The organism is Pseudoalteromonas sp. MMG013 (assembly GCF_018100885.1).
Lineage (GTDB): Bacteria > Pseudomonadota > Gammaproteobacteria > Enterobacterales > Alteromonadaceae > Pseudoalteromonas > Pseudoalteromonas aurantia.
On record NZ_JAGJEE010000036.1, the window covers coordinates 21616 to 36170 of the forward strand.

Below are 14555 nucleotides of genomic sequence, written 5' to 3' on the forward strand. Positions count from 1 at the left end.
AAAGCAACGCTGAGAGTGAGAAAATAGCTTTATTGGGCAAATTCGCTTATCCAGATCTGAGGTTACTTAACCTCAGATCTGGATAAGGGTTTTGGAATAGAAAATGTTTTGAAAACAAACTTACGTCCAATCCAATGAGGATATTTTGTTCAATATCAAGGCGCTTTTATGCAGTAATAGCGGGCTATTACAAATGAAAGCAACGCTGAGAGTGAGAAAAATAGCTTTATTGGGCAAATTCGCTTATCCAGAGCTGAGGTTACTTACCCCTAATAAAGTCTCGTCTCGAGGAGTACGCTCTGCCACGCGATATATCATCAAAGCCACAACACTTATCGCCGTCGTCACTATAAATAATACCGGTCCACTGGCAATATCAAGCAAAATTCCCCCCAACAATGGTGCCAATGCGAATCCTAAAGAGCATAAACCGGCTGCGCCAAAATAGCTCGATTTAAGGTGTTCTGGTGCAAGTCTATCAATATGTACATTAATATTTGAAAACATAACAGCTTCACTTAAACTCCATACTAATACGCACACAATCCAGCCACTAAAATAATCAACAGGGTTAAGCGCCATCATCACTTGCGATAAAGCAAGGATCCCTCCACCACAATACAACCTCTTTTGAATCGACCAGTGGCGCATCAGGTGCAGTAATGGGAATTGACATAACACAATAACAGACGAATTAACCACTATCAGCATAGAAACAAGTGTCGCTAGCTCAGAGACTTCAGCCCTCGCCAAATACTGAATAAGACTAGAGTCGCCTTGTGCAAATACAAAGTAAATAAGCAGGTTTGCAGCAAGTACTAACAAAAACACCGTATCCTTTTTAAGGATACCTAGCCAGCTGGAGAAATTGGGTAATGTCGTCGCAACGCCTGCGTTATAAACAGAATGACCACGATGCATTGCCAATAATGCCACCAACAAACCAATATAAGATACAGCGGTATAAATAAAACTAAATTGCTCGCCATTTAAACCCGCCCACAAGCCATAAAGAGGTCCGATTGCAGCACCTACATTCACTAAAAAGTACAACATATGCAGTGCCAACTCTCTATCTCCATCCTCCTTTAGCTCATCACTCAATAATGCTTTACTAGGTGCATCCCATAACGCGCGCGGCATAGTTGCAAAAAATACCGCCATACAGAATGCCCATAGCGACTCAACAAATGCCAATGCTATAAATGAAAATATGCCAACTAATACTGAGGCATAAAGCAACTTAAAACGCCCATAGCGATCGGCTAGATTACCGGTATAAAAACCTAATAACACTGAAAACACTGCTGATATACTCAACAATAGCCCAACCTCTGTGGCACTCAAATTGTATTTTTGGTATAGCAATACGGATAAAAAAGGCCACACCATGTAATAGGTGGCACGCACAAAGAAATTCCCCAACAACATCACCCACACTAAGGGTGTAAACCGTAATAATTGAGATAATACGTTTCCTCGCTCCACTGCATTTCCTTTATTTTTCGAATTATTTAGTTAGAGTTTAAAACCTCAATATAAGTTTAGGTAAAGTCATTTCAACAACAATAATTAGAGATTTTTTCAATCTTATGTCATACGCTTATAGCAACCAGCTGGCATTTTTCATATTAGGAAAAACACCTCCTAGTAAGCTCATTCATTGATATACCTTTGGGATTTACTAGCAATGACCAACCTCTGCGAATCACATTAACGCTATCACAACTGATGTATTGATATCATGCTTATTGCACGAGAAATAGCTTAAAGAAAGCTTTGAGTATACGGGCTAAAGAAAAAAGGGATATGATGAATGCCAACAACAAAGTAATCGCACGGTCGTTATTTCACTAGAATAACAAGACAGCGTGACTCGCAAAGAGCCACTCTATCTAAGTTACAGTATTAAGCACTTTGGCTCACTGCTTTTTTTACTTTTTTTAATGCCATTTTCTGTTTTAAAGGAGACAAATAATCAATAAAGAGCTTGCCTTTCAAGTGATCAATTTCGTGTTGCAAAACGATGGCTAAGAAATCATCATTCTCAATATTAACAACATTGCCTTCTCTGTCTAATCCACTCACTTTAACTTGAGTAAAACGTTCTACGTCGGCGTAGTAACCAGGCACAGATAAACAGCCTTCTTGACCTTTTTCAACATTTTCACCATCAACCACTTCGGGATTAATCAAGATCAATGGCGCATCTCTTTCTTCGGAAATATCAATCACAATAATGGCTTCTTTACGACCGACTTGCGTAGACGCCAAGCCTATACCATCATCTGTTGCGTACATCGTATCTAACATGTCATCAATGAGTTGCTGTACAGAACTGATATCTGTGACAGGCGTTGCGGGAATTTTTAGCTTCTCGTTAGGAGCTTTAAGGATCTCTAAAACAGCCATTTTACCTCAGTATTTTTACTTGCTAACACATGCTTAGGCGACCAACCTATCATTAAGCGTCGGCATATGCTTTTTGAATGCTTAAATTTAGTAGACACATTCTAACTTACTTTTAAGTTAAAAGGTAAGTGAAGCCACTTTAAGAGCATATTGCCAAACGCAAAAACCTCAATTTACCCTACTAAAAACGCCACAATAAACATACACTTCTCGGGCACAAAAAATAACACCACAACACTTCGTGCAAAATTACTGAGACAATTCAATCACCGCTAACATGTCTTCTCCTTCATCATCCATACCGACCTCTTGAAATCCGAATGAGCTATAAAACGCTTTTGCAACTGGGTTACTTGGCATATAACAGATTTCAATCTGCTTCACATCTGTCAATGATTTAATTTGTTCTAATGCGAGAGACAACGCCTCCCTGCCAATGCCTTGTTGTTGAAATTTGAGGTCAATCATAAATCGCCATATCGACACACTATGCCCTGTTTGTGCTACCCACATAAAAAAACCAACAACCTCTTCATTACGGTAAATAGCACGTGTTGTATATCCTTGATTAAATTGTGCCTCAACTAATGACCACATATTGCATGCAACATAATTTTGCTGTGTATCAGCAACATCTAAATCACATACTGCTTCATAATTATGAATATCAATCGGTCGAAGTGAAATAGTCATAATACGTCCTCTATTTTTATAATGTAGATAACTGTAACGTTTTTTTCTGTATTGTATACGTCAGTTTTTCAATCATTTCATATGGGTAATCATCTCGACAGTTCGTCATAATAAAAACAAATAGGTCAATATCAGGGTAATAGTTTATTATTGATAAAGCGCCTCGGTACCTTCCCTGATGATAAAAATAACTCCGGCCCTCCTTTGTTTCCCCCATGGACCAGCCATAGCCATGCTGTGTATTAGTCACAGAGCCATTCCCAACGTGTTCCGTGAATATCAGATCCCAAGACTGTTTAGTGAGTACCTTTTTATCTCGTATCGCCTGATACCAAGCAGACATATCTTGTACTGTCGATAAGTACCCCGTAGAGCCTTCTATATTCCACCTTTGCCCTAAACTTTCATAAAAATGTACTAATGAATGTCCTATGGCATCACGCTTAGGCGTCATTGAAAATATTTGCTCAAAGACATTAGGCTTATTTTCATAATGAATGGCTAAATCGGTTTCTTCACGGCTAATTAACCTATAACCTGTCTCTTTAAGGCCCGCAGGCAATAATATATTACTGTGAATAAATTGCTCATACCCCTGCCCACTTACCTTCTCTATTACTTGCGTTAACAACCCAAACCCCACATTCGAGTGAGCATATTGCGAACCAGGCTTAAATAACAATGGGGTATTAAATACGCGTTTTCTAAAATCGTGCTTATTAATTAACTCATACACAGGCCCCGCACTATAGGCAAAGCCAGCAGAATGCGTCATTAATTGATGTAATGTGATTGTCTGCATCTCGATAGGAATATTTACGAAATACTTAGCAAGAGAATCTTTAAGTGACAACTTGTTTTGCTCTGCGAGCTTCAGTACAGCAGCCACGGTAAACTGCTTTGTGATAGACCCGATATCAAGTACAGTTTGTGCATTAAATGCCGTTTTTGTCTCTGTATTTGCCAAACCATAAGACGCGTTAAAAACAATCTCATCACCATTGACTGCATACACAACGCCTGAAAAAGTAGACGCTGCAATATCTCGATTTAAGCGATGTAATGTTTGATCTGCCGATATCGCAAGTGATTCTGCACAAAAAAGCACCGTAATTGCAAAGCTATACAGCCAATTCATTAATTTCTACTACCTCTCATCCAATAAATACCTCAAATAATACTTTGCGAAACCCTTATGTTAAACAACTTAAGTAGCGATTTTCTTTACCCTGAAATAATAATAACGTGCAAAATGAACCATAACATTGATAGATTAATCAAGGTTACGTCTAATTTTCTCAGTGAAAAAATCGATAAAAACTCTGGTTTTTAGTGGTAAGTAACCAATACTTGGATACACTGCATAAATACTAGAACGGGCCAATATCCAATCAGGTAAAACTTCATACAATCGGCGCTGAGCCAAATCATCTTGCACAATAAAATCCGCTAACTGTGCAATACCTACACCTTTTAGTACCGCATCATATAAGGTGGATGCATCATCACTACTTACAATAGGTGTAATCGGTATACTGACCAACTTCCCCTCTTTCATAAGTGTCCATTTTTTACCTTGAAGTAATGGTGAGAAATGTAGGCAACGATGATTAACTAAATTCTGCGGTGTTACTGGATAGCCAAATTTATCTAGATAACTTTTAGAAGCAACTAATCGTCGTGTATTAGGAGCAATCATTTTAGCCTTTAACGACGAGTCTGGCAGATTACCAATCCTTATGGCAACGTCTAAATTTTTCAACATCAAATCGTCAAAAGAGTCATTTTGATTAATATCTAAGGTAATATTTGGGTAACATGTAAGGAACTCTGCAATATGAGGACTGATCTGTAAACGCCCAAATGTATTTGGGATGCTCACTTTTAATACCCCTGATGGCACGCCTGCGTCAAGTTCAAGAGCTTGCTCAATACTTTCTAACTGACCGAGCACATTACTTAAAGCATCAAAATATTGCTGCCCAGCCTCTGTAATATTCATTGAACGAGTAGTACGTACAAAAAGCTGTATTTTTAGTTCTGATTCTAAGCGTTTAATTCTGCGGCCTAATGTTGATGCCGAAATGTCCAACTTCATAGCTGCATCAACAAAGCTTTCTGATTGCACGGTCGTGATAAAAGTCACATATAACCCAAGCCTACCGTCATCCATATGCATATTCGTGCGCTCCATGCAATTCATAACCTTATGAGAGAGTGATTATCTACAACAAACTCTATTGTATAGTCACCAGAACATCAACACACATGGTAAAATTAATGGATAACTCTATAGAAAACAAAATAATACTGATAACTGGGGCAAGCTCTGGTATCGGTTATGCGACTGCAAAATGGCTTGCTAAATGCGGTGCAAAAGTTGCCTTAGTCGCTAGACGTCAAGACAAACTTACCACCCTGCAACGTGAAATTCATCGCACAGGCGGACACGCACATACTATTCAAGCTGACATCACACTGAATACCTCTCATCAATATATTATCGAACAAACGGTAAAACATTATGGACATCTTGATGGTGTATTTAACAACGCAGGTACACTCGGTAATTTTGTTCCTTTACTACAGCAGAGTGAAGTTGATTTAGAACTTACATTACTTACCAACTTCAAAGCAATTTGGCTCGCAGTACAAGCGCAAGCAAACTACTTTAAAAGCAGTGGTGGTGGCGCTATTGTCAATACTTCATCCTGGCTTTCTGATGGTGCACTTATTGGTTCCACCACATACTCCGCAAGCAAAGGTGCATTAGATGCTTTCATCCGTCCAGCAGCCATTGAATTAAGCCAATTCGGAATTCGGATCAACAATGTCAGTCCTGGTGGGATCTCTACTGAAATGACTCGCCAGGCCTTCAATCATGATCAAAGCGCATTAGATAAATTTGCAGCTCAGCATCCATTAAAACGCTTAGGAACAAGCGTAGAAGTTGCACACTTGGTTTCCTTCTTATTATCAAATCATGCAACCAATATTACAGGACAAACAATTCATATTGATGGTGGGTATGCCATCCCAGGACAACGATAAAATGGAAAAAGTAATGAATATCAAGATAGCTATTATAAGTATATTATTTGCCGTATGCTCACTATCAACACTTGCAAATAGTCATACACAAATCAAAAACACCTATAGAAATGCCGAAAATCGCGCATCTCGAGATGTCATTAAGCATGTCAAACTCACACCTTTTGAAATTACATTGGTCAATATTTCACAATTGATTGGATTACGTGAAAGTACACTAGCCAGTATAAAAATAACACAATCATACAATGAGAAAATACTCAGTGAACAGCAGGTACTCTCTCTGCTCATACAACTATCAAGCTACGTTGGGTACGTAACAATTAATGAAATAATGGCGCAATTACCAAATACAATTAAAAAACATAGCATTGAGCTACCTAAAGACACATTAAAACACAGATTCTCTGTCGGTAAACAGCTGTATAAACAGTTAGATCCTAAAGGTTATGACATCATCTCAGCTACCTTTTCAGAACTCGCCCCGCAGTTAATCGCAACAACCTACCCAATATTTGGAGATGCCTTCTCGCAACCCAAGTTATCCCTAAAACATAAACAGCTTATAACTGTAAGTTGCCTTACAGCATTAGGGAATGCCCCCCTACAACTGGATTTTCACGTTGGGACCGCTCTATCTGTTGGGTTATTACCTGACCAACTGATTGATATCGCAGTCCTAACACAATTTTACAGCGGTATGCCTGCGGCTTATAACTTAGCGTTATCTGTACGAAAACACACCACTCATAATAAGCATGAAAATCCGTATAAATAGACATCACATTAACAATATAATAATTTGCCGACCGTAAAGCCTATGTATATTTAGTTTTACAGTCGGTGAATATAGAAAAGCATATTTACTTAAATAAAAAATACACTTCTTCAATAAGCTTCTTTAGCAATCACCAGGCATCGTATAGCATTCGCCATTACGTGAAAAACACCCCATGTAAGTACCTAAATACCTACCACCTACTTTTGGAGTCATTACATTTTCAATTTCTTTTTTACTTTTAGTGAGGGTTTTAATGCTTTTTATTTAGTTTGATATTCATATTTATTTCCTTTAATTTATTAATGAACTAAGTCAATTGTATAGATTTCAATTTCCATCACTTTACAACATAACCCAGCAGACCTTCGCAGGTATTAATCACTACAGCTATCAAGAACCGCTCTTTCTGCTATAACGAAATACAAAGGATCATTGCAAACCGTATATTCTCGATAGCATGTATAAACTAACTTAATCACATGCGAGTCATCTGAATCCAATGCCTTATTAATTACAAAAGAAAAGTCAATGTCATTGTTTGTTATTCTTATATCTTTATCTTGGAAACTAAGCCCCGTACTTAAGTAAGCTACTAGCATTGCCTTCCATAGCTCTTGCAGCGCAATATCCACACCTTTGAGATAAGGCATAATGATAGAAAATGCATGGCAGCCGGTAACAGTGTGTAGCAGTGTAAAGTCATCTTTGAAATAAAATACTTTCAGTGCAAAATTCCGTAGTGTCGGTAGATCAAGAAGTTTTGGTTGTACAATCAATGCTTCTTGCTTTAATAGCTGAGCAATTTCTGACATTCGATTGACAATGATTCCAGGAGAAAACTGATAATCTCGACCTACAGGAGCAAGCCTTGTCAGGATTTGTTCTAAAGTCTCGTCAGTCGATTCTACATTCAACTCAAATGATTGATATTCACTTGACCAATAAGCCAAAGCGATGGCTATTTCACTTTGGCATTGAGCTTCAAGCGCATACGCTAAACGGATCAATGCATGAAAAGCTGACGCAGCAATACCACTCATTAATAGTGGTAATGACTTTTTTAAAACCCTATCTACACCGTATGATTTTAGTTCATTTTGATAATACTTTAAGTAACGCTTAAAGCTCTGAGTACAGCCTAGCTCACACTCTACACTCTTAACAGCCGTTATATTTTCCAGATCACCGATATACTCTAGGTCATGAACACCTTCCTCAAAAGTTCTATTTAATTTATTTTTTGATGCGCTTAAACCATTCAATGCAACCAACACCATAGGTAGATGTGTCGCAAGCCCACCACCATATAGTGGGTAGTAGTTACTTGATTTTTCAAGCAAGGTATCTAACGTGTTTGATTCATTCATAACGGCCCGTAAGCGATAAAAGACTATTAAAACTTACTTATCATTAATATTATTCACATAATAAATAAACACTACCGGATTTCTAGCTAACTTTCAAATAATCAGCCTAAGCGAGACGCTCTATTTTTAGTGGTATAATCACTAATACATTGAAGTGCAGCTACCATCGAAATAAGCATATTAATAAAAATAAATTTGAAATTTAATTTTATACTCGATTAAGCCAATAGTACTGAAATTTATATTCATAACGTCGTGCATTCATGTTGATTCACAGCATTAACTTAGACCTAAATTACAGCGGCACAAAATTCATCAATCAATACGAACAAAAAAAGCACCTCTCGTACGGGTCCTCTTCGTCAATCCACCGTGTTTTCATAAACCATTGATAAAAAACACTATTTACTTTTCAGTTCTTCAAGCAAATCGTGAATTTCTGATTTTAATTGCTTATCAATGATCTTATTGCTGCTTATTTTTGCCTTTTCTAAATGCGCAATCGCCCCTGAGTGATCACCTAATTCAGCTTTTAAAGCCCCTATTGAATAGCCAATAGAAGAACAAAAGTCTTTTGAATTAAGGGCTTCAGCTTTTGTCAACGCATGCTCATATATTGTCACAGCCAATGCTAAATCATCTGTAAAATCAGCCAACGTCTCCCATTGTACTGGGTGGTCTTTATCTGAATTTTCATTGTGTTCACACAACTGCTTTAACTCAGCATAATGCCTATCAAATGTGCCTTGGTTTTGCTCTTGAGCCGCCTCCATTAAGTGGTCAGTAATGGAAAGTACAGATTTGTATAGTTTAGTATTCATCTAATAGCCCTGTAAGCAATACATGCTTATCTAAAAAGTAGCCAAACATTATAGCCCGTCTCACCTAAAACTAACACTCTGGCCCTTAAAATAACAAAGCCAAGCAAATGATGCTTGGCTTTGTTCATAAGTAACAAAATAATATGTTTACCAATATAACTTATAACGAGAACGTACGAGATACCGAAAATACTATACGCTCATCTGCGGTGTTGTAATCCAGACTGGTATTTTCTGCTGCTAGTTCTAAGTTAAACCCTTCAACACTCGTCTGATAAGCTAAACGATAGTGATAGTATGACTTATCACCTGCGTCCCACATATACTTATCACCATCAAGCGAGTTTGATACATCAAAACTGGCGCGTAGTGTATGGCCTTCTGCCACTTCAACACTGTGTGCGATCATTGCAATTGTATGACCAGCCCCTGTACCAAAGTAATCCCAGCTATACCAAAAATTAAATTCTGTTTGACCTAATTCGTTAGTAAAGCCAAACTTACTGTATACTTCTGGGTAGTTACCATCACTAGAGTTGGTATCACCATGATAGCTATAATATGCAATACCATAGTCCATGCTCCAGCTTTCGTTCAATGTAATGAATTTACCAACATAAAAATCCCACTCAAGATTAGTATCATCAGCAAAGTCAACATTTGACGCCCAAGAACCAGCATATACACCGCTATCAAAGCCATAGTCCAAGCTCCCCTGAATGGCAGGGTCGTCTTGTGTTTGGCTCACACCATTAAACGTATAATCTGATGCGCCAGTGACTGTCGTTGACCAGTCAGCCATTGCATTGGTAGAAGCAAGCGCCAGCGCCGTAAAAAGTAAATGTTTTGTCGTTGTCATAATAAGTTCCTTAGCCAGCTGTTTCTATTTTACTGAAATCAATTGTGTTATCTTTCGGTGAGCTGTCAATATTGCTCACTGTTTTGAATTTGTTGTAACCAATATACAGTGCACACGATAAGAATAGCCCAATGACTAAAGCACCAACCCATTGGATTTGAATAAACTCAAGTTTAAAGAGTAATGTGAGCAATGATAACGCGGCAATATTGAATAGCATGTAATTGCGCATGCCTAAGCGTTTTACCGTCAAATTCAGGTTGTCTGTGTATAAACGGATCAATGAATCGAGAGAGTTAATCACGAACACAATACCCACAAACACCATCGCGAAGTTTTTAATACCTTCAGTAGAAATACCTGCATCGTGATAGTGATAAAGTACCCCAAACCAAAGCGCAATGGGAATTGATGGGAACACCAACATCGCAGCAAGTACCTGATAGGTCTTCAGCCCCCCCACAAAACGAGATGTAAATTGGCCAATCATAATACTCCACGCAAACCACCAAAATAAATAAAACTCATGATAGTCATTGAGTGGCAATATAAAGTGATTTAAATTAGTAAAGTATTCACCTATGAGCCCTAATTTATTGGTAAAGCTCGACACGGAACTATCGCCAAATATAAACGTCGCGCTCCACATAAAAGCAATTAATGCGATAAACATCCACGTTGTAGTAATGCTTAAAAAGCGCACATATTTTAAACTCGTACTGGAGTACACCGCGAAGCAAATGGCTGCAAATACCACCAAGTAAAAGCTTGGAATTATGGTACTGCCATCCCCCAAGTTGGGGAGGTACCAAGGTAAATTAGAAAGCAACAAATAAGCAGTAAACGCACATGTCCCAATAATAATAATATTGTTAAGCAACTTCACCCAAGGTATTTCGAAAAACTTCACCTTAGGCTCTATTACGCAGAAATAAAAACAGGTAAGGAAATAAAACCCCCAGATTAAAAACCCCCAAAACCCAAACTCAATGGCCAGTGGATTTGCAAACGCATATTCTGGGCTTGCTTTTATGTCTGCGTAACCCGCAAACTCAGTAAGTGGAAACATTATCAAACCGACATCTAACCCAGATGTAAATAAGATAGCGATAAAAGTAAAGGTTTTTACAGGGGTAACACCCACACACTGCAAATTACCCCATTTGAACAAAATCACTACAATTGCTAAAAAGGTGAAAATGATACCAGCACTAAGCCATAAGGTCATTGTCACCCTCCCAAAACAAGTAAAAGTAACTCATTGTTTCTCCGTTATTATTTTCTTGCATCAATACTTAATGTTATTGAACTTAATTCAATTAACCACGAGTAACCTATTTACCCTGTACGCCACTGCAAGACACGCCTAGAACTAAGTTACCCTAAGCGTTTTGGCAAACTAACTATCTGTATATTTTAAAGCTCCGAACTACGTTGTACTGTGTGCCATTGCTCGCCGACAATGACTTCTGTGTCATCGGCTTTCAAAAGCACTTTACCTAAAATATGGTCTGCGGCTTTCTCTGCTAGCATCATGGTGGGGGCATTCAAATTGCCATTGGGGATGGTAGGAAAAATAGAAGAGTCCACTACACGTAAACCATCAATACCATGCACTTTGGTTTGTGAGTCAACCACAGCCATGCCATCTTCCCCCATTTTACATGAACATGATGGGTGATAAGCACTTTCGACAGCTTGGCGCACAAATTGATCTATTTGTTCATCTGTCTGTACATGCTTGCCTGGCTGAATTTCTCCATCTCGATAATCATCAAACGCGCTTTGCTCAATAATTTCACGCGTCAACCTCACACATGCTCGAAATCCTTCGATATCGGCTTGATGAGCCAAATAATTAAACTGAATTTTTGGCGCGTCATCTGGGTTATTAGACGTAACGGTTACCGAGCCTCTACTTTTGGGTTTATTGTGCCCAACATGCACTTGAAACCCATGACCTGCAAAAGCACTTTTTCCGTCATAGCGGATGGCCGCTGGTAAAAAATGGTATTGAATATCTGGCCACTCGACGCCAGGTTTTGATCGAATAAAGGCACATGATTCAAAATGATTTGTTGCCCCTAAACCACTTTTATTCAACATCCACCTTGCACCAATCAACCCTTTCGAAACAAGCCCTAGTTTGCCATTTAGGGTGATCGGCTGCTTGCATTTGTATTGAAAATAAAACTCTAAGTGATCTTGTAAGTTTTGTCCCACCCCCGGTAAATGATGTTTTACCTCTATACCGGCTTTTTCTAAAACCGCTTGGTCGCCAACACCCGATAACTGTAATAAATGTGGCGATCCGATAGGCCCTGCACTGAGCACAACTTCCTTACGCGCACTCGCATGAAGCAAGCGGCCGCCTACTTTATAAGCCACCCCTTTAGCCTGTTTATTCTCCAACACAACCCGTTGCGCTATTGCGTCTGTCACAATAGTCAAATTATTGCGTGCTTTTACCGGATCTAAATAAGCTCGGCTTGCAGAACAACGGCGGCCATTTTTCACCGTCATATGCATTGGCCCAAACCCTTCCTGTTGCGCACCGTTATAATCATCTGTTTTGGCGTAACCAGCTTGCTGACCGGCTTCAATAAAGACGCGATATAATGGGTTTTCCATTTCATTGCCGTTATTAACACCAACTGGTCCTTGATGTCCACGGTATGCGTTATCACCTAAATACCAAGACTCTGCTTTTTTAAAATACGGTAAACAGGCCTGATAATCCCAACCTTGTGCGCCGTGTTGCTGCCACTCGTCAAAGTCTCTCGCATGTCCTCGAACATACACCATGCCGTTAATAGAAGACGACCCACCTAACACCTTGCCACGTGGACAATGCATTTTTCGGTTATCTAGATACGGCTCAGCCTCAGTATGAAACTGCCACGCGTATTTATCTGAATTCATAGGAATAGACAAAGCCGTTGGCATTTGAATAAAAATACTTTTGTCACTGCCACCAGTTTCCAGTAACAAAACATCATATTGACCGCATTCACTTAAACGGTTCGCTAGCACACAACCCGCCGAACCAGCTCCAACAATAATATAATCAAACTCTTGCTTCATTGGATGTCTCATTAAAATGGGCTATCAATGTTATTCATACCGACGTACACAGACTTCGTCTGAGTATAATGATCCAGAGTTTCAATGCCGTTTTCTCTGCCGATACCTGAGTGCTTATAACCTCCCACTGGCATTTCAGCAGGTGAATTTCCATACGCGTTTATCCAGCAGATCCCCGCTTGTAGTTTATGAATAACACGATGTGCACGCTGAATATCCTGAGTAAATACGCCAGCAGCTAGTCCTAAGTGCGTGTTATTTGCGCGTTTAATGACTTCAGCTTCCTCATCAAACACTAAAATGCTCATAACGGGTCCAAAAATCTCTTCTTTGACGATAGTCATATCGTCTTGGCAATCTACAAAAACCGTTGGGGCAACAAAGTAACCATTCGGTGCTGATGCAGGAGAAAGCACTTCGCCCCCAGTCAATAATTTAGCCCCTTCTTTAACACCCAAATTGATGTAATCTAGAACAAGCTGTTGATGCACTTTGGAGATCAATGCGCCTAAGTTCACATTGGGGTCTAGAGGATCACCTGCCACAATATTTTGTTCAGTTCGCGTTTTCAATTCCTCAATAAATTTGTCATACACACCGCGTTGTACAAAGACACGGGTGCAATTAGTACAGACTTCACCTTGAGTATAGAAATTCCCCAACATAGCAGCGCTAACCGCTTCAGTGACATTTGCATCATCAAATACGAGCAGTGGCGATTTCCCACCCAATTCCATGGTGACATCTTTTAACGTGTTCGCTGCGCTCGCCATGACTTTTTTTCCTGTGCCGACTTCTCCTGTGAACGACACTTTCTCGATATCAGGATGTGCTGTCAGCCATTGCCCAACTTCAGCAGCACCTTGCACAACATTAAAAACCCCCTCAGGCACGCCCGCTTCAATAAAGATCTCAGCAAGCTTTAATGCCCCCAAAGGCGTTTCTTCAGACGGCTTAAATAACAGAACGTTACCCGCCGCCAACGCAGGGCCTGCTTTCCAGCATGCAATTTGTAAAGGATAATTCCATGCACCAATACCAGCACAAATGCCAAGCGGTTCTTTGCGAGTATAATAAAAGTCATCCCCCACCATTTGCTGCTGACCGACTTGTGCAGGTGCTAACCCCGCAAAATACTCAATCACATCAGCACCAGTTTGCACATCAACACACTCAGCTTCCTGCCACGGTTTACCGGTATCGAGTACTTCAATTCTAGCTAACTCATCATTGCGTGATCTTAGCAGTTCAACGGCTTTGAGAAGAATGCGACTACGCGCTATAGGGGCCATGGCAGACCAGCTTTCAAATCCAGCTTTCGCGCTTGCTATCGCAGCTTCTTGAATTGCGTGGTCAGCGACTTCTACTTGATAAATTACTTCATCAGTCGCAGGATTAATTACATCAAAAAGTTCGCCTGACTGGTTCGCAAGATAGCGTCCATGGATAAAATTCTGATAAATAGGAGGAGTTACAGGCGTTGTCAT

The 14555-nt window shown here is 39.5% G+C and carries 13 protein-coding genes; 2 read left to right on the forward strand and 11 right to left on the reverse strand.

What is annotated here, in order from left to right:
- Positions 1–243: 243 nt before the first annotated feature.
- The 5 genes from J8L98_RS21160 to J8L98_RS21180 form a co-directional block, all read right to left on the reverse strand.
- Entirely contained in the window at positions 244–1488 is a 1245-nt protein-coding gene (locus J8L98_RS21160; protein ID WP_210998085.1) for an MFS transporter, read from the reverse strand.
- 420 nt (positions 1489–1908) lie between these two features.
- Positions 1909–2412, reverse strand: coding sequence for a peptide deformylase (gene def / locus J8L98_RS21165; protein WP_192507665.1), 504 nt, complete (start codon positions 2410–2412; stop codon positions 1909–1911).
- 249 nt (positions 2413–2661) lie between these two features.
- Positions 2662–3105 carry a GNAT family N-acetyltransferase gene (locus J8L98_RS21170; RefSeq protein ID WP_192507666.1) on the reverse strand — a complete coding sequence of 148 codons (444 nt, stop codon included), beginning with the start codon at positions 3103–3105 and terminating at the stop codon, positions 2662–2664.
- Positions 3106–3121: 16 nt separating this feature from the next.
- Complete coding sequence (locus tag J8L98_RS21175; RefSeq protein ID WP_210998086.1) at positions 3122–4243, reverse strand: serine hydrolase domain-containing protein; 1122 nt, start codon at positions 4241–4243, stop codon at positions 3122–3124.
- 135 nt (positions 4244–4378) lie between these two features.
- Positions 4379–5299, reverse strand: coding sequence for a LysR family transcriptional regulator (locus J8L98_RS21180; protein WP_210998087.1), 921 nt, complete (start codon positions 5297–5299; stop codon positions 4379–4381).
- Between the two features lie 86 nt (positions 5300–5385).
- Between J8L98_RS21180 and J8L98_RS21185 the strand changes: the two genes are divergently transcribed.
- Together J8L98_RS21185 and J8L98_RS21190 are read left to right on the forward strand one after the other, a co-directional pair.
- A complete protein-coding gene (locus J8L98_RS21185) occupies positions 5386–6156 on the forward strand; it encodes an SDR family oxidoreductase (RefSeq protein WP_210998088.1) in 771 nt (256 codons plus the stop codon).
- A 13-nt stretch (positions 6157–6169) separates the two neighbouring features.
- Positions 6170–6934: a carboxymuconolactone decarboxylase family protein gene (locus J8L98_RS21190; protein ID WP_210998089.1), complete on the forward strand. Its 765-nt coding sequence runs from the start codon at positions 6170–6172 to the stop codon at positions 6932–6934.
- A gap of 377 nt (positions 6935–7311) precedes the next feature.
- Here the strand turns inward: J8L98_RS21190 and J8L98_RS21195 are convergent, their stop codons facing one another.
- From J8L98_RS21195 to betB, 6 genes are all read right to left on the reverse strand, one after another.
- Positions 7312–8304 carry a questin oxidase family protein gene (locus J8L98_RS21195; protein ID WP_210998090.1) on the reverse strand — a complete coding sequence of 331 codons (993 nt, stop codon included), beginning with the start codon at positions 8302–8304 and terminating at the stop codon, positions 7312–7314.
- A 401-nt stretch (positions 8305–8705) separates the two neighbouring features.
- Positions 8706–9125 (reverse strand): tetratricopeptide repeat protein, encoded by a 420-nt coding sequence (locus J8L98_RS21200; RefSeq protein ID WP_210998091.1) that lies wholly within the window; start codon positions 9123–9125, stop codon positions 8706–8708.
- 160 nt (positions 9126–9285) lie between these two features.
- Complete coding sequence (locus J8L98_RS21205) at positions 9286–9984, reverse strand: TorF family putative porin (protein ID WP_192507669.1); 699 nt, start codon at positions 9982–9984, stop codon at positions 9286–9288.
- Between the two features lie 10 nt (positions 9985–9994).
- Entirely contained in the window at positions 9995–11212 is a 1218-nt protein-coding gene (locus J8L98_RS21210; protein WP_210998092.1) for a BCCT family transporter, read from the reverse strand.
- Positions 11213–11400: 188 nt separating this feature from the next.
- Complete coding sequence (gene betA / locus J8L98_RS21215) at positions 11401–13068, reverse strand: choline dehydrogenase (RefSeq protein ID WP_210998093.1); 1668 nt, start codon at positions 13066–13068, stop codon at positions 11401–11403.
- An 11-nt stretch (positions 13069–13079) separates the two neighbouring features.
- Positions 13080–14555, reverse strand: coding sequence for a betaine-aldehyde dehydrogenase (gene betB / locus J8L98_RS21220; protein ID WP_210998094.1), 1476 nt, complete (start codon positions 14553–14555; stop codon positions 13080–13082).

Coding starts and splice junctions, on each gene's coding strand:
- def (WP_192507665.1), bottom strand. CDS start 2,412: ATGGCTGTTTTAGAGATCCTTAAAGCTCCTAACGAGAAGCTAAAAATT.
- J8L98_RS21170 (WP_192507666.1), bottom strand. CDS start 3,105: ATGACTATTTCACTTCGACCGATTGATATTCATAATTATGAAGCAGTA.
- J8L98_RS21175 (WP_210998086.1), bottom strand. CDS start 4,243: ATGAATTGGCTGTATAGCTTTGCAATTACGGTGCTTTTTTGTGCAGAA.
- J8L98_RS21180 (WP_210998087.1), bottom strand. CDS start 5,299: ATGGAGCGCACGAATATGCATATGGATGACGGTAGGCTTGGGTTATAT.
- J8L98_RS21185 (WP_210998088.1), top strand. CDS start 5,386: ATGGATAACTCTATAGAAAACAAAATAATACTGATAACTGGGGCAAGC.
- J8L98_RS21190 (WP_210998089.1), top strand. CDS start 6,170: ATGAATATCAAGATAGCTATTATAAGTATATTATTTGCCGTATGCTCA.
- J8L98_RS21195 (WP_210998090.1), bottom strand. CDS start 8,304: ATGAATGAATCAAACACGTTAGATACCTTGCTTGAAAAATCAAGTAAC.
- J8L98_RS21200 (WP_210998091.1), bottom strand. CDS start 9,125: ATGAATACTAAACTATACAAATCTGTACTTTCCATTACTGACCACTTA.
- J8L98_RS21205 (WP_192507669.1), bottom strand. CDS start 9,984: ATGACAACGACAAAACATTTACTTTTTACGGCGCTGGCGCTTGCTTCT.
- J8L98_RS21210 (WP_210998092.1), bottom strand. CDS start 11,212: ATGACCTTATGGCTTAGTGCTGGTATCATTTTCACCTTTTTAGCAATT.
- betA (WP_210998093.1), bottom strand. CDS start 13,068: ATGAAGCAAGAGTTTGATTATATTATTGTTGGAGCTGGTTCGGCGGGT.
- betB (WP_210998094.1), bottom strand. CDS start 14,555: ATGACAACGCCTGTAACTCCTCCTATTTATCAGAATTTTATCCATGGA.